This window comes from Spongiibacter sp. (assembly GCF_041602295.1).
Classification (GTDB): Bacteria; Pseudomonadota; Gammaproteobacteria; order Pseudomonadales; family Spongiibacteraceae; genus Spongiibacter.
In genome coordinates this window covers 1-20020 of record NZ_JBFIGO010000031.1, presented here as the reverse complement: position 1 = coordinate 20020, position 20020 = coordinate 1, and the positions used below count along the sequence as shown (strand labels likewise).

General features: G+C 58.8%; 21 protein-coding genes. 16 read left to right on the top strand and 5 right to left on the bottom strand.

Annotated elements, in window-relative coordinates; translation table 11 throughout:
• Positions 1-69 precede the first annotated feature (69 nt).
• The 4 genes from ABYM29_RS07445 to ABYM29_RS07430 all read left to right on the top strand — a co-directional run bounded on the left by ABYM29_RS07445 (position 70) and on the right by ABYM29_RS07430 (position 6859).
• Positions 70-2346: an ATP-binding protein gene (locus ABYM29_RS07445; RefSeq protein ID WP_372864064.1), complete on the top strand. Its 2277-nt coding sequence runs from the start codon at positions 70-72 to the stop codon at positions 2344-2346.
• Positions 2347-2350: 4 nt separating this feature from the next.
• The gene (locus ABYM29_RS07440; RefSeq protein ID WP_372864062.1) at positions 2351-3241 is read left to right on the top strand and encodes a diguanylate cyclase; all 891 of its coding nucleotides are present in this window, start codon (positions 2351-2353) and stop codon (positions 3239-3241) included.
• A gap of 292 nt (positions 3242-3533) precedes the next feature.
• A complete protein-coding gene (locus tag ABYM29_RS07435) occupies positions 3534-4142 on the top strand; it encodes an alpha/beta fold hydrolase (RefSeq protein WP_372864084.1) in 609 nt (202 codons plus the stop codon).
• 176 nt (positions 4143-4318) lie between these two features.
• Complete coding sequence (locus ABYM29_RS07430; protein WP_372864060.1) at positions 4319-6859, top strand: TonB-dependent receptor; 2541 nt, start codon at positions 4319-4321, stop codon at positions 6857-6859.
• A gap of 95 nt (positions 6860-6954) precedes the next feature.
• Here ABYM29_RS07430 and ABYM29_RS07425 read toward each other — a convergent pair whose 3' ends face one another.
• The 3 genes from ABYM29_RS07425 to ABYM29_RS07415 are packed head-to-tail and all read right to left on the bottom strand — an operon-like array spanning position 6955 to position 8591.
• On the bottom strand, positions 6955-7611 hold the full coding sequence (locus ABYM29_RS07425) for a ChrR family anti-sigma-E factor (RefSeq protein ID WP_372864058.1): 657 nt from the start codon (positions 7609-7611) through the stop codon (positions 6955-6957).
• On the bottom strand, positions 7608-8168 hold the full coding sequence (locus ABYM29_RS07420) for a sigma-70 family RNA polymerase sigma factor (protein WP_372864056.1): 561 nt from the start codon (positions 8166-8168) through the stop codon (positions 7608-7610). The genes ABYM29_RS07425 and ABYM29_RS07420 overlap by 4 nt, the downstream gene beginning before the upstream one ends.
• Positions 8169-8171: 3 nt before the next feature.
• Complete coding sequence (locus ABYM29_RS07415; protein ID WP_372864054.1) at positions 8172-8591, bottom strand: hypothetical protein; 420 nt, start codon at positions 8589-8591, stop codon at positions 8172-8174.
• 157 nt (positions 8592-8748) lie between these two features.
• Here ABYM29_RS07415 and ABYM29_RS07410 point away from each other — a divergent pair, with 157 nt between their 5' ends.
• The 4 genes from ABYM29_RS07410 (at position 8749) to ABYM29_RS07395 (ending at position 11918) form a co-directional block, all read left to right on the top strand.
• Positions 8749-9750 (top strand): cysteine synthase A, encoded by a 1002-nt coding sequence (locus ABYM29_RS07410; RefSeq protein WP_372864052.1) that lies wholly within the window; start codon positions 8749-8751, stop codon positions 9748-9750.
• A 76-nt stretch (positions 9751-9826) separates the two neighbouring features.
• Positions 9827-10402 (top strand): LemA family protein, encoded by a 576-nt coding sequence (locus ABYM29_RS07405; RefSeq protein WP_372864050.1) that lies wholly within the window; start codon positions 9827-9829, stop codon positions 10400-10402.
• A gap of 7 nt (positions 10403-10409) precedes the next feature.
• On the top strand, positions 10410-11306 hold the full coding sequence (locus tag ABYM29_RS07400) for a hypothetical protein (protein WP_372864048.1): 897 nt from the start codon (positions 10410-10412) through the stop codon (positions 11304-11306).
• Positions 11307-11315: 9 nt separating this feature from the next.
• Positions 11316-11918: a TetR/AcrR family transcriptional regulator gene (locus tag ABYM29_RS07395; protein ID WP_372864046.1), complete on the top strand. Its 603-nt coding sequence runs from the start codon at positions 11316-11318 to the stop codon at positions 11916-11918.
• Here ABYM29_RS07395 and ABYM29_RS07390 read toward each other — a convergent pair.
• Positions 11915-12388 (bottom strand): DUF2489 domain-containing protein, encoded by a 474-nt coding sequence (locus ABYM29_RS07390; protein ID WP_372864045.1) that lies wholly within the window; start codon positions 12386-12388, stop codon positions 11915-11917. The two genes, ABYM29_RS07395 and ABYM29_RS07390, sit on opposite strands and share 4 nt — an antisense overlap.
• A 100-nt stretch (positions 12389-12488) precedes the next feature.
• Between ABYM29_RS07390 and mtnA the strand changes: the two genes are divergently transcribed.
• Genes mtnA through mtnC form a run of 4 tightly spaced genes read left to right on the top strand, consistent with a single transcriptional unit; the run spans position 12489 to position 15416 of the window.
• Positions 12489-13544 (top strand): S-methyl-5-thioribose-1-phosphate isomerase, encoded by a 1056-nt coding sequence (gene mtnA, locus ABYM29_RS07385; protein ID WP_372864043.1) that lies wholly within the window; start codon positions 12489-12491, stop codon positions 13542-13544.
• 3 nt (positions 13545-13547) lie between these two features.
• Positions 13548-14171, top strand: coding sequence for a methylthioribulose 1-phosphate dehydratase (locus ABYM29_RS07380; RefSeq protein ID WP_372864041.1), 624 nt, complete (start codon positions 13548-13550; stop codon positions 14169-14171).
• 19 nt (positions 14172-14190) lie between these two features.
• Positions 14191-14739: an acireductone dioxygenase gene (locus ABYM29_RS07375; RefSeq protein ID WP_372864039.1), complete on the top strand. Its 549-nt coding sequence runs from the start codon at positions 14191-14193 to the stop codon at positions 14737-14739.
• Entirely contained in the window at positions 14736-15416 is a 681-nt protein-coding gene (gene mtnC, locus ABYM29_RS07370; protein ID WP_372864037.1) for an acireductone synthase, read from the top strand. The genes ABYM29_RS07375 and mtnC overlap by 4 nt, the downstream gene beginning before the upstream one ends.
• Before the next feature lie 5 nt (positions 15417-15421).
• Here the strand turns inward: mtnC and ABYM29_RS07365 are convergent, their stop codons facing one another.
• On the bottom strand, positions 15422-15853 hold the full coding sequence (locus ABYM29_RS07365; protein ID WP_372864035.1) for a DUF2214 family protein: 432 nt from the start codon (positions 15851-15853) through the stop codon (positions 15422-15424).
• 134 nt (positions 15854-15987) lie between these two features.
• On the opposite strand from ABYM29_RS07365, the gene ABYM29_RS07360 reads away from it, so the two are divergent.
• From ABYM29_RS07360 to ABYM29_RS07345, 4 genes are read left to right on the top strand one after another with little or no spacing between them, the layout of a single operon-like run.
• Positions 15988-16383 (top strand): MerR family DNA-binding transcriptional regulator, encoded by a 396-nt coding sequence (locus ABYM29_RS07360; RefSeq protein WP_372864033.1) that lies wholly within the window; start codon positions 15988-15990, stop codon positions 16381-16383.
• Position 16384: 1 nt separating this feature from the next.
• Positions 16385-17554: an isovaleryl-CoA dehydrogenase gene (locus ABYM29_RS07355; protein WP_372864031.1), complete on the top strand. Its 1170-nt coding sequence runs from the start codon at positions 16385-16387 to the stop codon at positions 17552-17554.
• An 18-nt stretch (positions 17555-17572) separates the two neighbouring features.
• Complete coding sequence (locus ABYM29_RS07350; RefSeq protein ID WP_372864029.1) at positions 17573-19180, top strand: carboxyl transferase domain-containing protein; 1608 nt, start codon at positions 17573-17575, stop codon at positions 19178-19180.
• Positions 19181-19189: 9 nt separating this feature from the next.
• Entirely contained in the window at positions 19190-20017 is an 828-nt protein-coding gene (locus tag ABYM29_RS07345; RefSeq protein ID WP_372864027.1) for an enoyl-CoA hydratase/isomerase family protein, read from the top strand.
• Positions 20018-20020: the final 3 nt, after the last annotated feature.

Sequence of the window (20020 nt, the reverse complement as noted above, 5' to 3'; positions counted from 1 at the left end):
TTGCTGCCACTGCTTCTCTTTGGCTCGATAGATTACGCCCTCTCCGTCGACCACTTGAAGAAGACGGCCATGAGCCAACTGCTTTCGATCACTGAAATACAGCGACAGCGCCTGCACAAGCATATCGCCGAGCAGCAACTTCGCCTGAGCATGATTGCCCGGCACCCCAAATTGCAACGCGCGGTGCATGAGGCACAGCAACAGGGTGGCGCCAAGCTCGCCGATGTTGACACCTTGCTGCTCAATGCCTTTGCGACACTCGCCGATATTAAAGAAGCACTGATCTACGATCGCCAAGGTATTCTTATTAGCAGCCCCCTCAGGCGCGGCAACCCCAGCCCGGCGGCCGACAGGCTGCATCCGCAGCCGACATTGGGCTTCGACCACCTCAACCAGCTTGAAATACGGGTCGACAACCCTATCCTCTACCAAGGTAACCCGATAGGCAGCTTTCGCCTGCTTATCGACGCCAGCGAGCTATTGAATATTTTCACCGATTACAGCGGCATGGGAGAAACAGGTGAATCCCTGCTGGTGCAAACCAACGCCGCGGGCGAACTCACAGCGCTGCACCCGCTCCGCCACGATAGTGACGAGCAGCACAGCCGCAAGCTCGTCAATGCGTCATTTAGCAAGCAACAGCCCGAAGCCTACGATGTCCTCGATTACCGCGGCACAGCAGTGCTCGCAGCCGGCCAACTCATTCCAGAGTTAAACCTGGGGATTATCGTAAAACGTGATAATCAAGAAATTCTGGGGCCACTCACGACCATGCTAGCAAGGCTGAATATGTTCATCATCGGCGTCGCCGTTGTCGGCGCGTTAATGGCTGCACGTGCCGCAATGGCGATTTATCGCCCCATCGCCAAGCTCACCCAGACCGCAGAAAAAATCCGGCAAGGCGACTTGAGTCAACGCGCAAACTCCGACGGTCATGACGAGATAGCCACCCTGGGCAAGGCCGTGAATGCCATGCTCGACCAGCTGATCTGCGACAACGCCCGACTCGAAGAGGCCGTCGCCCTGCGCACGGGAGAAGCCCAAGCGGCTCGATTACATGCCGAGGAAACCAGCCGCTTGCAAGGCGAGTTTCTCGCCAATATGAGCCACGAAGTTCGCACCCCATTAAACGGTATTTTAGGTATTGCCGACCTACTCAAGCGCTCGGCAAACAGTGACCAGGAACAGGAATATCTACAGATTATCCAAAATTCCGGGCAGAGCTTGCTCACAATTATCGATGACATTCTGGAGCTCTCCAAGGCCAACGCCGGACGCCTAAAACTGGAGAACAAAAATTTTAGTTTGCGTGAAGAGCTGCGCGAACTGCTCCAGCAAGCACGGGAAACCGCCCACCACCAAGGCCTAGAATTTCACACCGAGTTTGACAAACAGCTCCCAGACACCCTTTGCGGCGACGCACCGCGACTGTGCCAAGTGCTGAAACAACTATTGGGCAATGCTCTCAAATTCACTCACAGCGGCAGCATTCACCTGCGCATCAGCTGGCAGCAAACACAACATGCCCAGGACGGCCAATTAACACTGCAGCTGCAAGACAGCGGCATCGGCATTGCCAAACAGAAACAAGCGCAGATATTTGCCCCCTTCGTACAAGTCGACGGCGGCAGCACCCGTCGCTACGGCGGCACCGGACTCGGACTCTCCATCACCGCCCAGCTCGTGGCACTGATGCGCGGCGACATCCATGTCGACAGCCGCGAACAGCAGGGCTCGACATTTACGGTAAAATTGCCGATGAAACGCGCCAGCAGCGCAGCGCACATCTACCCAGGCAAAGCTAAGCACAAAGCCAATAGACGATTTAAGCCTCTCGAGACCACACCTACTCCCCACCGCACCACTAACCTCAGCGAATTATTACCACCCAACAGGGGTAACACTGTAGGCAGATCTAGGTATGCTAACGAAACCGCGATTGCGCTATCATTGCCCGACACAGTATCCACCGCGCCAGCATCGCTGCCCGAGGAAGCCGACACTATGATTCTCGACGAACAGCGTCTGAGAGACATCACCCGCAATAAACCCGCTCTGATCACCAACATCAGCCAGTTGTTTATTGACGAACTGCCTGATATGCGGGCCAGTATCAACAGCGCGCTGCAACAGGGCAACCGCGAGGCCCTCGCCCAAACCACACACCGCATGAAGAGCGCACTGGGTAATTTTGCTTGCGCGGACTTCTATCGAGAATTTACCGAGCTGGAAATGCGGGCGACAAGCAGCGATGTAACGCTAGAACAATGGAGCAGCGAATGGCAGCACATAGAGGGCAAAGTCGAGCAGTTACTGCAGGAACTAAAAGACATGGCGGACCTCTAGCAGCATGGATATCTTAATTGTTGATGATGACCCCATTACCTGCTTGGCACTGTGCGCGGCGGTCGAAGACTGGGGGTTTGTACCCGTGGTGGCGCAAAATGGCGAGCAGGCACTGGACATTATTAACGCCGACAAGCCGCCGCACCTACTCATTATCGACTGGGCCATGCCAGGTATCAGCGGGCCGGAACTATGTAAAACCCTGCGCCAACGCGAAGACGGCCAGTTTTTCTATATTTTGATGCTCACCGGCAAAGAGGGCAACGACGCCATTATTGAGGCCATGGAATCCGGCGCCGATGATTTTCTCAGCAAGCCCTTCGACCACCGGGTACTTAAGGTGCGGCTAGCCGCCGGCAGTCGTATTGTGCGCCTGGAGCAAACGCTCAACCAACTCGCCTCAAGGGACTCACTGACCCAATGCTGGAACCGTCGAATGATCGACGAGCTGCTCAACAGCGCAATCGCCGAGGCGCGGCGCACACTCAACTGCTTGTCGCTAATGGTGCTGGACATCGACCATTTTAAGCAAGTTAACGACAATTATGGCCACGCCGCCGGCGACATCGCCCTCAAGCATATGGTCAATATTCTCAATACCAACCTCCGTGAATACGACCAAGTTGGCCGCTACGGTGGTGAAGAATTTTTGGTCATCCTGCCCGCCACCGACCGAGACTCGGCCTGGGGCGTGGCCGAACGCATCCGCTCCTCGCTGCAATACCACCCGGCACAGGCAGGCAGCGACATCCATATCCCAATGACGGTAAGTATTGGCATCACCCAATTCGACCCCCAGCTCGACGACAGTCGCCGGAGTCTGTTTGACCGGGCTGACCGAGCCCTTTACACCGCCAAGCAGTCGGGGCGGAATCGGGTCGTCTACGGCGACTGACGGAAAAACCCTTCCCCTGCCCGGCCCAAGGAATTAATATAATTTTATTAAACCACCGACAACGGCCTTGCACCGCAGCCGGCAATACCCAGAGCGCCTCAGCGATAACAACAATGACCAGCGGACTCCCTAAATCATGCCCACTCTTTCACTCAACGACAGCCAGGCCATCCAACCGCCTTTACTACGCGATACCCTAGGTGAATTTGGCCGCGCCCCACTTGAATGTGTTCAGTTGCTCCTCCAAGGCTGCACGCTAAACCAGCAACCCCGAGGTGATGGCCACCCAGTGATGACGCTGCCCGGCTACGGCGGTGGCGACGGCAGTATGGCCGCACTGCGCTATTGGCTGAAACGCTGGGGCTATCAGGCCGAACCCTGGCTGCTGGGTCGCAACCTACCCGCCGACCGCATTTCCCAAATGGAACATATGCACGAATTCCAGTCACTGATGCTCGACCGAATTCAGCAGCGCGTCGACACACTCTATGAAAATAGCGGCAATCGCCCGGTAAGCCTGGTCGGCTGGAGCCTTGGCGGCATCTATGCCAATGCCATGGCGCAGCGCGAACCCGAAAAAATTCGCCGCGTCATCAGCCTCGGCACTCCCTACGGCGACCCCCGTGGTACCGCCGCATGGGCCTTCCTCAAACGGCTACACCGCAGCACAACTCCGGACCACGAACAAAATACCGACCAGTGGATCTCGCTGAACGCCGGCCCCCGCGAGGTCCCGACCAGCGTAATCTACAGCCCTGTAGACGGCATTGTCTCGCCGTCAATCGCACGCCTAGAAGGCGAAAACATCGAAAACATTCCGGTCAAATCGAGCCACCTCGGCTTCGCGTGGAACCCCAGCGTCCTGGCCACCGTCGCCAGCATTCTCGCCCGCCCGAATTAACGGCAAGCACAGGCACCGGCCCGCCACGGCCGGCCCACACCCTGACTTACCTAAAAACCATCACACTACGCCGCGCGGCAACACCTACCTCAAATAGGCTGTTGCACGCGATTTGTTAATATGCTTTAACTGCACCCTGTGACATAACAATAATCTAGCACCCACGGAGCGCTCACGTGAAGAACACAACCCCGATAGCGGCAGGGCTGTGCCTGCTCGCCAGTTCTATATCTCAACTTAGCTATGCCGAGGAGAACAAGCCCAGAAGCCTCGAAGAAGTCATTGTGACTGCGCAGAAAAAAGCTGAGTCACTGCAGGACACCCCGATCTCGCTTACCGCCTTTGGCGAAGAGCGCCTCGAAATCGACGGCATCAGTAATCTCAACGATATCGGCTCCAAGGTTCCCAGCCTGACTATTGAGCCCTTCCCCATCAACAATGCGACCTTGCGCATTTTCATCCGGGGCATCGGCCTGTCCGATGTACAGGTGACTCAAGATCCACCCATCGGCATCTACGTAGATGGCGTTTATATTGCGCGTTCAACCGGCACGGCACTGGACGTCGCCGAGTTGCAGCGCATTGAGGTCCTGCGCGGCCCTCAAGGCACACTGTACGGCCGCAACACCACCGGCGGCGCCATCAACCTGATCACCAAGCGCCCCAGCACAGAAGACTTTGAGTTCAAACAGAAACTCACCGTCGGCAATCGCAATCAACTGACCTCGAAGACCACCGCCAACATCCCCATTACCGACACACTGGCCGCCAAGCTCGCCTATTTGACCACAGAAATGGACGGCTTCATGGAGAACACCGGCCCGGGCGGTGATTTCGGCGACCGCGAGGTCGAGGGCTTTCGCATCGACTTTCGCTGGGACATCAGCGACTCGATGACGTTGGACTACGCCTACGACAAATCCGACTTTGAATACATCAACTACATGTACCAGTCGATCCGTCCCGGTGAGCAAAACAAGGGACAAGCTGAGCCCGTGCGTGAATTCTCGGTCACCCAGGCCAAACACAGCGAAAGCCGCTTCGATTCCATGGAAACCTTCAAGCCCATGGAAACATCGGTGACTGAAATCGAAGGTCACTCGTTGATTCTCACCAAGGATTTCGAAAACGTGCAGGTGAAATACATCGCCGCCTACCGCGAGCTGTACGACGCCTCTTACGCCGACCTCGGTGGTGGTCTCGGCTCGGAAAACTATCGAACCGACTCCCATGAATACTGCGGCCCCGGCCCGCGCGAGCAAACCGGCGAAGATTGCCTGCCGATGGTCGTACCCAAGATCAACCAGGAACAAACCTCCCACGAGCTGCAATTTAGCGGCAGCCTGTTTGACGATTCCGTGGACTATATCGTCGGCGCCTATTATTTCGAAGAGGAAGCCACCGAAGACAATTCACCACTGCACCATCAGTTCAGCTCCGAGATCAGTGACGGCGTAATCCCCATTCCCACCCTGGGCTCGATCATCGGCGGCACCCTGCTCGAGACCGGCGACGTCAAGATCGTCAATATGCTGTCGCAGCGCTACGACATCGAAAACACCGCACTAGCCGCCTTCGGTCAGTTCACCTGGACACCGAGTATTCTCGATGAGCGCCTGCACCTGACCTTCGGTGCCCGCTACTCCAAAGACAGCCGCCAGGCACTTAAAAACCAAACCGACAAAACCTATCTGGAGATTCGCAGCCAAGACCAGGCCTTCGACATGCAGAATGCCTCATCGCTGCAACCGCTGCTCACGGAAAGTGGTTTCCTGCTACCCGGCGACCGCGCCTTTGACAATATTTTTGCCTCAAAGGACTTCACTGACAGCTCCTTCAGCTTTATTGCCGAATTTGACCTGACCGACGATATCAACATTTACGGCAAGTTCATTCAGGCCTACAAGTCAGGCGGCTTCAATACCCGCGACCCACAGCGCGGCTCAACTGGTGAAGAAGCTGGCCCGACTACGCCCGAAGGCCGCGGCGACGACACCGACCAGCCGGCTCCCGATGGCGTGGTCTACGGCTACGGCTTTGCCGACGGCTTCGAGGAGGAGCATGTCGACTCGCTGGAAGCGGGTATCAAGAGCGAGTTTTTGGATCGCCGCCTGCGTGTCAACGCCAATATCTTCTACAGTGAATACACCGATATTCAGCTTAACTTCATTCTCGCTGGCACGATTGCCGACACCAAGGTTGCCAATGCCGGTGAGGCAGAAATGCAGGGGCTAGAAGCGGACATCACCTTCCTGGCAACCGACACCCTTATGCTGATGTTGAACTACGCCTACCTGGATGCCGAGGTAACCAAGGCGGTAGACAAGGCCGGCAACGACGTCACCGACACCTTTGTGTTTTATTCCGCGCCGGAACAAAGCTACACCGCCTCCGCCGACTGGACCGTGGGTTCCTGGGACTGGGGCACTGTCTCGGCCAACGTCAGCTACAACTTTATGGATGAGCGCAACGGCGGCGTGCGCAGAGCCAATGCCGTCAACACCTTCATCGGCAGCTATGGCCTGTGGAATGGCCGTGTGAGCTTTAGCGACATCCCCGTCAGTCGCTTTGGCACACTCACCGTCGGCCTGTGGGGTAAAAACCTCGCCGACGAAGAGTACGAGATCACCGCCATCGACAATCTGCCGCACAGCGACCGAGCAGTCATCTGGGGTGAGCCGCGCACCTACGGTGTCGATATCATCTACGAGTTTTAAGCAAGCCCCACCCCGCCCGGGCGCAATATCTCTGGGCGGGAGCACAGCAAAAAAGGCAGCCTATGGCTGCCTTTTTTGTCAGTGATTTCGCCGAATTAAATACCAAAAAACGGCTGCAGAACCCTGGCGATAAGCCCCTTGAATTTCAGCGGCCCATCCAGGCCCGCCAGACAAATACAGTCCTCGTCAGCATCGGCGACCGGCTGATGCGCTATCGAACCATCGAGATCGGCAAAGTCACCGGCATTAAACTGGCCAATAAGATCGCGGTAACCGCCACTCAGAATCAGCGTCATTTCCTGGCCGCCATGGCTGTGCACCGGCATTTTCTTGCCCGCGCCAATCCGCAGCAACATCGCTTCGCCCTCGCCACACTGCAAATCTATGCGCTTCACTCCCGGCACAATACTCTTCCAAGCCAAGGCATCATAACTGTCGTGCCCGACTAGCTTGCGCAGCAAACTCGGCAGCTGACCCGGATTTGCAGCGGGCACTTCTGGAGTCGCCGTCGCAGCCACAGGCCGATCTAACATGGCCATCACCGACTCACGACGGCCCGCAGACAGCGGCTTCGCCTCAAGGCCTGCCAGTAAACTGCCGCCCAGTTCCTCACCCTTTGTCGCCAGCGCTCGGCAGCGCCGGCAATATTGCAAGTGGCAGCCGACCACCAGGGCCAGCGCAGCGGGCAGGGCGCCCGCCGCATAGCTGAAAACCGTCTCGTCGCTGGGATGATGTTCAATAGCCGTCGTCATTGGGCCTCTCCAAAATGCCGCCGCAGCGCGCGTATCGCCAACCGCAAACTCGATTTCACACTCCCCAGTGGCATACCGGCTTCCAAGGCGATTTCACTGTGGCTCTTGCCCTCGTAATAAGACTTGTAAACCACCTGTGCCTGATTGCGCGGCAACTGGGCTATCACCGCCAACAAGCGCTCCCCATCAGCATCCAGAGTGGGTTCCGAGGCAGCCGCCTCGACCAGATTTTCGTCGGACTCATAGGCAATACCGCGCTGCCTGCGCAGCCGATCTATCCACAAATTCCGCGCCACCCGGAACAACCAGGTACTCACCGCCGCTTTTTCACGGTTATACAAATGCGCCTTGTTCCAAAGTGCCAACAGCGCCTCCTGAGTTAAATCTTCGGCCATCGCGGCGGCCGCCCCCTGCCCGAGGAGATAGGCATTAACCCTCGGCGAAAAATGATCGAATAACAGCATAAAGCTGTCCTTGTCACGATTTTCGGCCACTTTTAGCATGCACTCGGCCCAAAATGCGCCATTGCGTTCAACATTCCCGGCGTCATCTGCCATCGATCAACCTCTTGTAACCGGTTCTACGCTCCTGGACGAGCGCCGGATCAACGCACCCGGTGATTCCGTGGTGGCCCAAAGAATCGCCGCGATCAGCACAAACTGCAACGGAATACGCAGCCACAACACGCTCTCCGACACCTCGCCGCCGACTCCCGGCGCGCCAGTAATGGCCTGATAGATATTGGCGGGCAAAACGGCCAAACAGTAGACCGCCATAAATTGCCCCACCTGCTGCCGCCACCGCGGCACCAAAACCAGCGGCGCCATCAGCAATTCCACCACGCCAGTGATCCATACCACCCACAGCGGCAGCGGCAGAAAAGGCGGCACGATAGTGACAAAGTCCTCTGCGAACAGGAAATGTGTCGCTCCACCTGCCAAAAAAAACAGGCAGATCAACACCCGGATAAGCGTTTTCACAGTACTCTCCATTACATCTCTTCCCTAACCATAGCAGTCAGTAACACCGATCAATACCATAACCAACAGGATTTATTGCCCCCAACACCGCCGCGCAGCGCTTGTCCGCGCGCGCGGGCCTCGCTACCATGAGTCCACACGCTGTGGAGACGCATTAATGACCTACAAGAGCATGCCCGAGCTCATCGGCAATACGCCCCTGATCAAACTCAAGCAGGTCTCGGAACAGACCGGCTGCACCATTCTCGGCAAGGCCGAATTCCTCAACCCCGGCGGCTCAGTCAAAGACCGCACCGCACTGGGCATTATTCGTCAGGCCGAGCGCGACGGCAGCCTGCGCCCCGGCGGCACCATTGTCGAAGGCACCGCCGGCAATACCGGCATCGGCCTGACACTGATTGCCAATGCGCTGGGCTACAAAAGCGTCGTCGTTATGCCCCAGAGCCAAAGCCGTGAAAAAATCGAACTACTGGATCTCTATGGTGCCGATCTGCGCCTGGTACAAGCAACCAGTTACAGCGATCCCAATCACTACATCCACACCGCCCGCCGCCTGGCCGAAAGCCTGAATGACAGCGAAGCCAACGGCGCCATTTGGGCTCGCCAATTTGATAATACCGCCAATGCCGATATCCACCAGCAAACCACTGGCGAGGAAATATGGCAACAAACCAACGGCCAAATTGACGGTTTTATCTGCGCCGTAGGCACTGGGGGCACACTGGCGGGCGTCAGCCGCGCCCTCAAAGAGCACCGCCGCGACATTCACATCGGTCTCGCCGACCCACAGGGATCAGCCCTCTACAATTATTACACCAACGGCGAACTGCAGGGCGAAGGCCGCTCGATTGCCGAAGGCATTGGCATCAGCCTGATCACCGACAATCTGCGCCGGGCCGAGGTGGACAGCGCCTTCCAGGTTAGCGACGCCGATGCGCTGCCCTACATCTTCGACCTGTTGCGCCACGAGGGCCTGTGTCTGGGCGGTTCATCAGCAATCAATATTGCCGGCGCAGTGGCACTGGCCCGACAACTCGGCCCCGGCCACACCATCGTCACCATTTTGTGTGACTACGGCGACCGCTATAAGAGCAAACTCTACAATCCGGTGTTCCTAGAAAATATGAACCTGCCGGTACCCGACTGGATGCGCCATTGAGCCTGGCTTGGCAAGGCGCCCAGCGGTATGAAAGCGCCGACAACTGCAGTACCCACTCACTACACAGGAAACGCGAATGGAAATCGGCATGATGGTTTTTCTGGCAATAATCGTCTTCGTATTGCTCTACCTAATAATGCTGTACAACGGCCTGGTAAATCTAAAACACAGCGTGGCCAAGCACCTGGCCAACATCGATGTGCTTCTCAAGCAACGCCACGACGAGCTACCCAAGCTAGTGGAAACCTGTAAGCAATATATGCAGTATGAACAAAGCACACTGGAAAAAGTCATCCTCGCCCGCCAACAAGTGGCCAGCGCACAAGCCAGTCACGACATGAAGGCACTGGGACTGGCCGAAAGTGGGCTGCGCAGCAGCCTTGGCAGCCTGTTTGCACTGGCCGAAAACTACCCGGAACTCAAAGCAGACGGCGTCTTCCAAAATCTGCACAGTCGCATTTCCGCCCTGGAAAATGCCATCGCCGATCGCCGCGAGGTCTACAATGAGGCGGTCAACAACAACAATGTGCGCATCGAACAATTTCCCGACGTCATGATTGCCCGGCTGTTTAATTTCCAGGCCTTTGATCTGCTGCAGTTCGACAAGGCCGAGCTCAAAGATGTCGATGTAAAGTCGCTGTTTGGCAATTAACGGCGCTGTGAACGACTACTTTCCACTCGTCCTGCTCGCGCTACTGTCACTCGTCGCTGCGGTCGCCAGCGTGTCGCGGCTGCGCCGCGCGCGCATCATTGAAGATACGCCAACCTCCAAGATACGCTCCGCCCCCCAGGGCTATGTCGAGCTCGTTGGCTACGGTGAGTTGGCCGACGGCCAGCAGCCGCTGCTCAGCAAACTGGGCCAACACGCCTGCCTGTGGTACCGTTATCGCATCGAGCGCTACGAGCGCAGCGGAAAAAACAGTCACTGGCGAAACATTGAAGGCCACAGCAGCGACCGTCCACTATTGCTCAATGACGGCAGCGGCCACTGCTACATTTACCCAGACCGCGCCGATATCAGCAGCCACCGCAAACGCAGCTGGTATGGCAACAGCCGCTATCCGATTCCCGGCCAAGGCAGCAGTTTGCTGGGGAGACGCTATCGCTACACCGAAGAATTACTCTGCGAAGGCGACCTGATCTACACTCTCGGCCTCTTCGAAACCCACCATCCAGTTCGCGATAGCGAACGTAACAATACGCGAATGATGGAGATTTTAAGCGACTGGAAGCAAGACTACGACCGGCTGGTCACGCGCTTTGACCGCAACGGCGATGGCGACATTGACCTCGAAGAATGGCAGCTGGTGCGCAGTGAAGCCCTGCGCCAAGCGGAGCGGGAAAATCGCAGCGCCAAACAGCTCATGCCGGTCAATACCCTGAGTTATTCGCCCAGCAGGCAACAACCGTTTATCATCGCCACCTCAGAACCCGAATCGTTAAGTCGACGCTACCGCTGGCAGTCGCTGGCTTGGCTGCTAGTCAGCCTGGGCTGCGCCGCCGGACTGGCCTGGCTACTAGTACAGCAAAGCGCATCGACAATCAGCGCAGCATAGGAAAGCAATATGACAACGCGGCGCAATACCCGTGAAAAAATACTCGAAGTTGCCGAACAACTCTTCGCCAAGCAGGGCTTCGCGGCCACCTCAGTCAGCGAGATAGCCGCCCGTGTCGGCATTAGCAGCCCCGGTATTTACAAACACTTCAATAACAAACTGGCCATCTATGAAGAGGTCTGTGAGCGCCTGATGGCGCCCATTGTCGAAACCTCTACCAAGCTGCATGCGGCCGCCGACTTTTTGGAAATCCGCGAACAACTGCGCACCTTGATGAGCGACCTCAGTGCCAAGCCCAATATCGCCCGCCTAGTGCAACATGCCACCCTGGCCCAAGATGAAACGCTCACCCTGCTCAGCGAGCGCTGGTACCGAAAACTGTTTGCCTTTCTCAACGACGGGATCAACGACCCCGACGTCGAATGGATACACGCGCCCACCGCAATGGCCTTCCACTGCATGATCCTCGGCTATGTCACACTGGCCCCTCTACATCAGTCTATTTTCGGCATCGACCCGATGGAGCCCAAGCAGCTAGAGGCGCAATTGCAACTGCAAAACGATATGGTGGACGGTTTTAATCGCCTGCTACCCTTTGCCAAGAAAAACTAGCCGGCAAGTCGCCGGGCCGCCGCGCGCATGGCCTCGGCGTGATCGCTCTCCAATTGGTCCATATGCTGGCGAAACTTATTGCGCTCGCTGCGGCTGAGGTTTTTCCACGCCTGGTGTGTGGGCACCTCAGCCAACTTCGCTGCGAGCTCAATAAACACCTCGCCCTGCTGCCGCAGAGCCTCATCCACCGCCGGTTGATCCAGCAGTACCGCCAACCTCAAGCACAACTCACTGCCCCCCAGCTGACCGTCGAGGTAGCAACGCGCCAGTACCCGAATACTCTCATGGACACCCAAGCGGTGCTGACTGGGCGCCGGCTCAAACTGCTCCACCGCCTCAACAGCCGCAGCGCCCGACGCCGCGCGCTGCGCGTTCAGCGCCCGCAGACGCCACAGCAGCCGCGCCGCGTAGCCAGCCAAGGCCACGACAATCACCGCCGCCGCCACTATCCAAGGCCAATACTGTTCCATTATTCTCCCACCACATTGGGCCGCAAAACCGCCATTTTAACCGCTATCGACAAACAACACCCTGCATTATAATGACGCCCCCTAAAACCGGAGGCCCGCCGTGTCCACGCCCGACGCCATTCGCTGGAACCAGGACTGCCTGGAATTACTCGATCAACGCTTGCTGCCCAACTCGCTTAGCTACCTGAGCTTCGACGAGCCCATCGCCGTTGCCGCCGCCATTCGCGACATGGTGGTACGCGGTGCCCCGGCCATCGGGATCACTGCGGCCTATGCCATGGCGCTCGCCGCTGCCCGCTGCCCGCCACAGCCTAGCGTCTCGGCCTGGGCAACCGCCCTCGCCCCTGCGCGACAGGCCCTGGCCGACAGCCGCCCGACGGCGGTCAATCTGTTCTGGGCGCTGCAACGCTGCGACCTAGTTATTGAGCAGCACGGCAACAGCGGCGAGCTGCCCTTGGCCATGTTGGCACTGGCCCAGCAAATCCACCGCGAAGACATCGCCATTAACCAGCGTATTGGCGATCATGGCGCGGCGCTGATCGGCGCCAACAGCCTGGTCTACACCCACTGCAATGCCGGCGCGCTAGCCACTGGCGGCTACGGCACCGCACTGGGCGTGATACGCTCGGCCTGGCGCGACGGCACACTGCGCGGCGTCATCGCCGGCGAAACTCGGCCCTGGCTGCAAGGCGCGCGACTGACCAGCTGGGAACTCATGCAAGACGGTATTCCGGTGACCCTGGCAATAGAAGGCGCCGCCGCACAGCTCATGCGTGAGTTGCGCCCAGCCTGGGTGATTGTCGGCGCCGACCGGGTGGCGGCCAATGGCGATGTCGCCAACAAAATCGGCACCTATAATCTGGCCATTATCGCCCGCCACCACGGTGTAAAAATGATGGTCGCCGCCCCCACCAGCACCTTTGACCGCAGTATCGACGGCCCGCAGATCCCCATTGAGCAGCGCAGCGCTGAAGAAATCACCCACAATCAGGGCGTGGCTACGGCGCCGCAGGGCTGCCCAGTACACAACCCAGCCTTCGATGTCACCCCGGCATCGTTAATCGATGCCATCGTTACCGAACACGGCGTTATTCACCAGCCCAACCGCGAGGCGGTACTCGCCCACCTCGACAGTGCCGGCGCCAACAGGAACTAAGCGATGAAAAAAACCAAGCGTTTCTTTGATAAAGCCATCGCCCTCGCCGCGGCTGGCGACGAACTCTACCAACGCGGCTGGGTACCTGCGACCAGCGGCAATTTTTCCCTGCGCCTAGATCAGGACAGCGCTCTGCTTACCGCATCGGGCAAACACAAAGGTCGCCTGGCCCCCACCGACTTTATTGCCGTCGACTTCGACGGCCAACCCCTGAGCGACGGCAAGCCATCTGCAGAAACCCTGCTGCACACCGCCCTCTACCGTCGCTTCGCCGACGTCGGCGCCGTGCTGCATTGTCACAGCGCCAACGCCACGCTGATTTCGCGACTGCAGGCAAAAATCGGCAAAGTTGTACTGTGCGACTATGAGCTGCTCAAAGCTTTTGCCGGCATTGACAGTCATGCCACATCGGTCGATATTCCCATTTTTGCCAATACCCAGAACATCGCCGCGTTGGCCGAGGAGGTAGATCACTACCTTGCCCAACACCCCAGCTGCCCCGGCTATTTGATTGAAGGCCACGGCCTGTATTGCTGGGCAGCAGACTTGGACAGCTGCATGCGCAACCTCGAAGCCCTGGAATTTATGCTCCACTGCGAGCTGGAATTGCGCCGCCTTAGCCACTGACCGCAAGGACCCCACCACCATGAGCGAACTTCGTATTTACCGCGACGACAACAGCCAACACGCCCTGCTCAGCAGCCGCGACGCCGTCCTTATTCGCAGCGAGCTGGGCAAGGCCGGGGTGCGCTTTGAACAATGGCAAACCCGTGACGACGTGCGCGCCGGCGACAGCGCCGACAGCGTGATGACTGCCTACCGGGACGACATTCAGCGCCTGGTCGACGAACAGGGTTACCAGAGTGTCGATGTAATCAGCCTGGACGCCAGCAACCCCAACAAGGACGAGTTGCGCGCGAAATTTCTCGCCGAACACCGCCACAGCGAAGATGAAGTGCGCTTCTTTGTCGACGGCTGCGGCCTGTTTGCCCTGCACATTGGCGACAAAGTCTACGAGGTGCTCTGTGAGCGCGGCGACCTGCTCAGCGTACCGGCAAACACCCCGCACTGGTTTGACCTAGGCCCCACCCCCCAACTCGTGGCGATTCGTTTTTTTAACAACCCCGACGGCTGGGTCGCCCACTACACGGGCAGCACTATCGCCGAGCACTACTCTCGCCTGGAAAACGCATGATCAAAGCCATTGTCACCGATATTGAAGGCACCACCAGCGCCATCGACTTTGTCACCCAGGTGCTGTTTCCCTACGCCCGCGAGCGCCTCGGCAGTTATATTGGCGAGCACGCCCAGCAGCCAAAGGTGAAGGCAATACTTCAGGAGGTTGCGCGCATCGCCAAACTCGACGCCGAGAACTACCCCGCCCTGAGCGCCGAGCTGGAGCGCTGGATTGACCAGGACCGCAAGCTGACACCACTGAAATCATTGCAGGGCATGATCTGGGAACACGGCTACCGCAACGGCGATTTCCGCGCCCACGTCTACGACGACGCCGTCGCGCAGCTTCAGCACTGGCACCGGCAGGGACTGTCGCTATACGTCTACAGCTCCGGGTCGATCTTGGCGCAGAAACTGTTTTTCGGCCACAGCGAAGCCGGCGATCTGCGCCCGCTGTTCAGCGACTATTTCGACACCACCACCGGCCCCAAACGCGAGGCTGCGTCCTACCGGGAGATCAGTCGCGAAATCGACATGCCGGCGCAGAACATTCTGTTCCTGTCCGACATTGTCGAAGAACTGGATGCCGCCGCTGAGGCCGGCATGCACACCGCATGGCTGCAACGCGAGGGTGAGCTGCACAACCACCCCCGGCATCAAGCGGTGCAAAGTTTTAGCGATATCACCCTGCCCTAACGCCGTTAATTCAGGCCCACGCCGCGCGCCATCATCACCGCCAGCAAGGGCAGCAGCGGCAATAACAACAATTGCAGACGCAGCAGATAGACTAACGACGAGGGCACCGTCAGTGCTGCCCTGCTGCCGCGGTGACGCAAAAAGAACACCGTCGGGTAGATAGACAGCAGGGCGAGCACGGCAAATAGCGCCAGCTTGATCAAAAACACCGGGTTGCTGTGATAGAACGCCGGTGCCTTGCCCTGCCACCACCACAAAGCGAGGCCCGCAGCCAGCACCAACATTGCACTGGCGCCATAGCCGGCATCAATCACCGCCAAGCGACGCAGCGTTGCGGGCGCTAAGCGCCGACCCAGCAACAGATTTTCGGCCAGCAAACAGCCGCCCAACGCCATCACTCCAAGAAAATGCGCATAGCGCAATAGCAGCTCCCACACCCTTGGCACCCCCACTCAGGTTTAGCCGAGGAGTATAGCAAGCGGTGCCGCAAGGACAGCGGCACAACAACGGCAAAGTTGACGTTAACGTTAACGTAATTTATAACTAGCGTATCCAAGCAGAGAACATCACCATGAGCCGGCACTACACCATCTCCGAATTGGCGGCGGAATTTGACATCACCACCCGCAGCATTCGCTTTTATGAAGAAAAAGGCCTGCTGTGCCCGACCCGCAGTGGCCAGGCGCGGATCTACAGCGCCGGCGACCGCACCAAGCTAAAACTGATTTTGCGCGGCAAGCGCCTGGGGCTGTCGCTGGAGGAGAGTCGCGACATCATCGAGATGTACGACCCGCAGCGCGACAATAGTCCACAACTGCAGCGCCTGATCGACAAAATCCGCGAAAAGCGCGAAATGCTCAAGCGCCAGCTCAACGATATTCAAACCCTGATGCAGGAGCTCGACGACGCCGAGAGCCGCTGCCTGCAGGCACTTAACGACACCGTCCCATCCGCCAAGGAGCCCTGACATGAGCACCGCCTACCCCAGCCTCAACTTCGATCTCGGTGAAGACATCGACATGCTGCGCGACACCGTGCACCGCTTTGCCCAGGCCGAAATTGCCCCGCGCGCCGAACAGATCGATAAAGACAATCAGTTCCCGCTGGAACTGTGGCAACAGTTTGGCGACCTCGGCCTGCTCGGCATGACCGTCAGCGAAGAGTACGGCGGCAGCAATATGGGCTATCTCGCCCACGTCGTCGCCATGGAGGAAATCAGCCGCGCCTCGGCGTCCGTGGGACTGTCCTATGGCGCCCACTCAAACCTCTGCGTCAACCAGATCTTTAAAAATGGCAATGCCGCCCAGCGCGAGAAATACCTGCCCAAGCTGTGCAGCGGTGAACATATCGGCGCGCTGGCAATGTCGGAACCCAACGCCGGCTCCGACGTGGTCAGCATGAAACTGCGCGCCGACAAAAAAGGTGACCGCTACATCCTCAACGGCAACAAGATGTGGATCACCAACGGTCCCGACGCCCACACCTACGTGATCTATGCCAAAACCGACCCCCAGGGCGGCTCCAAGGGCATCAGCGCCTTTATCGTCGAGCGCGACTTCCCCGGCTTCTCGCGCTCGCCCAAACTCGACAAGCTCGGCATGCGCGGCTCCAATACCTGCGAACTGGTATTCCAAGACTGCGAAGTGCCGGCCGAAAACCTGATCGGCAAGGAGGGCGATGGCGCCCGTATTCTGATGAGCGGCCTCGACTACGAGCGCACCGTGCTGTCCGGCGGTCCCACCGGCATTATGCTGGCCTGCATGGACATCGTCGTGCCCTACCTGCACGAGCGCACCCAGTTCGGCCAAAGCATCGGCGAATTCCAGTTGATGCAGGGCAAAATCGCCGATATGTACTGCGACCTCAATGCCAGCCGCGCCTACCTCTACACCGTGGCCAAAAGCTGCGACCGCGGCGAAGAGACCCGCAAGGACGCCGCGGCAGTAATTCTCTACACCGCAGAAAAAGCGACCCAAATGGCGCTGCAGGCCATCCAGACCCTCGGCGGCAACGGCTATATCAACGACTACCCCACCGGCCGCCTGCTGCGCGACGCCAAGCTCTACGAGATTGGCGCGGGCACCTCGGAAGTGCGGCGTATGCTGATCGGCCGCGAACTGTTTAACGAAACCCGCTAAGCGAGCAGAGGATCGACCATGACCGTGCTGAACACCAGCCTAGACCGCCACAGCGCCGACTATATCGAGAACTTCGCCGCCCTCACCGAGCAGCTTGCCGAGCTGCAGGCCAAATCGGCAGAAATTGCCAAGGGCGGCGGCGACAAGGCCCGAGAGCGCCATCACCAGCGCGGCAAGATGCTGGCCCGCGAGCGTATCGATGCCCTGCTGGACCCCGGCGCGGCGTTTCTGGAAATCTCCCAACTGGCCGCCGAGGGCGTCTATGGCGAGCACGTGCCGGCGGCCGGCGTAATTGCCGGCATCGGCTTAGTCTGCGGCATCGAATGCATGATCGTGGCCAACGATGCCACCGTCAAAGGCGGCTCCTACTACCCGCTGTCGGTAAAAAAGCATCTGCGGGCCCAGACCATTGCCGAGCAAAATCACCTGCCCTGTATTTATCTGGTCGACTCCGGCGGCGCCAATCTGCCGCGCCAGGACGAGGTGTTTCCCGACCGCGAGCACTTTGGCCGCATCTTTTACAACCAAGCCAATATGTCGGCGCAGAATATTCCGCAAATCGCCGTGGTCATGGGTTCCTGTACCGCGGGCGGCGCCTATGTGCCGGCGATGGCCGACGAGACTATTATCGTTAAAGAACAGGGCACCATCTTTTTGGCCGGCCCGCCGCTGGTCAAAGCCGCCACCGGCGAGGTGGTGACTGCAGAGGAACTCGGCGGCGCCGACGTGCACTGCCGCGAGTCCGGCGTGGCCGACCACTACGCCGAAAACGACGAGCACGCCCTGCAGCTGGCGCGCCAGGCGGTGTCTAAACTCAACCGCCGCAAACCCCAGCAGCTGGAGCAGCTCGACAGCGTCGAACCACTATACGATGCCAAGGAGCTGTATGGCCTCATTCCCAAGGACAGCCGCAAGCCCTACGACGTGCGCGAAGTCATTGCGCGGATTGTCGACGGCTCAGACTTCGACGAGTTCAAAGCCCTCTACGGCAGCAGTTTGGTCTGCGGCTTTGCCCGCCTATACGGCTACCCGGTAGGTATCGTCGCCAACAACGGCATCCTGTTCAGCGAGTCGGCACAAAAAGGCGCGCACTTTATCGAGCTCTGCGCGCAGCGCAAGATTCCGCTGATTTTTTTACAGAACATCAGCGGCTTTATGGTCGGCAAACAATACGAAGCCGGCGGCATCGCCCGCCACGGGGCCAAAATGGTAATGGCCGTTGCCTGTGCCAAGGTGCCAAAATTTACCGTCGTCATCGGCGGCTCCTACGGCGCCGGCAATTACGGCATGTGTGGTCGCGCCTATGAGCCGCGCTTTATGTATATGTGGCCCAATGCACGTATCGGCGTAATGGGCGGCGAACAGGCCGCCGGCGTGCTGGCCGACATCAAGCGCGCCCAGCATCAGCGCCAGAGTCAGGACTGGAGCGCCGACCAGGAGCAGGCCTTCAAGCAGCCCATCCTCGACAAATTCGCCGAGCAGAGCCACCCCTTCTACGCCTCGGCCCGGCTCTGGGACGATGGCGTTATCGACCCCGCCGACACTCGCCGCGTGCTCGGCATTAGCCTGTCCGCCAGCCTTAACAAGCCAATCGACGACAGTCGCTTTGGCGTATTTCGCATGTAGGGGGCAGCCATGTCTGAACACTCTGATAACGACCAACAAGCCGCGCTGCTGTGCAGTATTGATCAACGCGGCGTGGCGACACTCACGCTCAACCGCCCGGCCCTGCACAACGCCTTTGACGACGCACTGATCGCCCAACTGAGCAGCGAACTGCGGCGACTCGCCGCACTGCCAGAGCTGCGGCTATTGGTGTTGGCCGCCAGCGGGAAAAGTTTTTCTGCCGGCGCCGATGCCAACTGGATGCGGCGCATGGCCGGCTACGGCGTCGCCGACAACCTGCGCGATGCACAGGCGCTCGCCGAACTGCTGTCGCTGCTGAATAACTTCCCGCAGCCCACTCTCGCCCGCGTGCAGGGCGCCGCATTCGGCGGCGGAGTGGGGCTGATCAGCTGTTGCGATATTGCCATCGCCAGTCACCGCGCCAGCTTCTGCCTCAGCGAGGTTAAAATTGGCCTGATCCCCGCCACCATCAGCCCCTATGTGATCAGTGCCATCGGCCCGCGGGCGGCGCGCCGCTACTTTATCAGCGCCGAACGCTTTAGCGCCGACGCCGCCGTGCAGCTCGGGCTGCTCAGCGAGTGCGTCGATGAACAGCAGTTAGACGAGCGCCTGGCGGCGATGATCGAGCAATTGCTGGCCAACGGCCCGGCTGCCATGCGGGCGGCTAAAACCCTAGTGCTGGACTACCAGCATCGCCAGCTCGACAGCGCGCTGGTGCAAGACAGCTGCCAGCGCATTGCCGATATCCGCGTATCCCCTGAAGGCCAGGAGGGCCTCTCGGCTTTTCTGGAAAAACGTCTGCCGGCCTGGCACAGCGGAGAACCCCATGTTCAGTAAAAT

What these genes read in the sequence shown, in the direction of transcription:
- ABYM29_RS07445 (WP_372864064.1), top strand. Translation starts at nt 70, where the DNA reads ATGAGCCAACTGCTTTCGATCACTGAAATACAGCGACAGCGCCTGCAC.
- ABYM29_RS07440 (WP_372864062.1), top strand. Translation starts at nt 2,351, where the DNA reads ATGGATATCTTAATTGTTGATGATGACCCCATTACCTGCTTGGCACTG.
- ABYM29_RS07435 (WP_372864084.1), top strand. Translation starts at nt 3,534, where the DNA reads ATGACGCTGCCCGGCTACGGCGGTGGCGACGGCAGTATGGCCGCACTG.
- ABYM29_RS07425 (WP_372864058.1), bottom strand. Translation starts at nt 7,611, where the DNA reads ATGACGACGGCTATTGAACATCATCCCAGCGACGAGACGGTTTTCAGC.
- ABYM29_RS07420 (WP_372864056.1), bottom strand. Translation starts at nt 8,168, where the DNA reads ATGGCAGATGACGCCGGGAATGTTGAACGCAATGGCGCATTTTGGGCC.
- ABYM29_RS07410 (WP_372864052.1), top strand. Translation starts at nt 8,749, where the DNA reads ATGACCTACAAGAGCATGCCCGAGCTCATCGGCAATACGCCCCTGATC.
- ABYM29_RS07405 (WP_372864050.1), top strand. Translation starts at nt 9,827, where the DNA reads ATGGAAATCGGCATGATGGTTTTTCTGGCAATAATCGTCTTCGTATTG.
- ABYM29_RS07395 (WP_372864046.1), top strand. Translation starts at nt 11,316, where the DNA reads ATGACAACGCGGCGCAATACCCGTGAAAAAATACTCGAAGTTGCCGAA.
- ABYM29_RS07390 (WP_372864045.1), bottom strand. Translation starts at nt 12,388, where the DNA reads ATGGAACAGTATTGGCCTTGGATAGTGGCGGCGGCGGTGATTGTCGTG.
- ABYM29_RS07380 (WP_372864041.1), top strand. Translation starts at nt 13,548, where the DNA reads ATGAAAAAAACCAAGCGTTTCTTTGATAAAGCCATCGCCCTCGCCGCG.
- ABYM29_RS07375 (WP_372864039.1), top strand. Translation starts at nt 14,191, where the DNA reads ATGAGCGAACTTCGTATTTACCGCGACGACAACAGCCAACACGCCCTG.
- mtnC (WP_372864037.1), top strand. Translation starts at nt 14,736, where the DNA reads ATGATCAAAGCCATTGTCACCGATATTGAAGGCACCACCAGCGCCATC.
- ABYM29_RS07360 (WP_372864033.1), top strand. Translation starts at nt 15,988, where the DNA reads ATGAGCCGGCACTACACCATCTCCGAATTGGCGGCGGAATTTGACATC.
- ABYM29_RS07355 (WP_372864031.1), top strand. Translation starts at nt 16,385, where the DNA reads ATGAGCACCGCCTACCCCAGCCTCAACTTCGATCTCGGTGAAGACATC.
- ABYM29_RS07350 (WP_372864029.1), top strand. Translation starts at nt 17,573, where the DNA reads ATGACCGTGCTGAACACCAGCCTAGACCGCCACAGCGCCGACTATATC.
- ABYM29_RS07345 (WP_372864027.1), top strand. Translation starts at nt 19,190, where the DNA reads ATGTCTGAACACTCTGATAACGACCAACAAGCCGCGCTGCTGTGCAGT.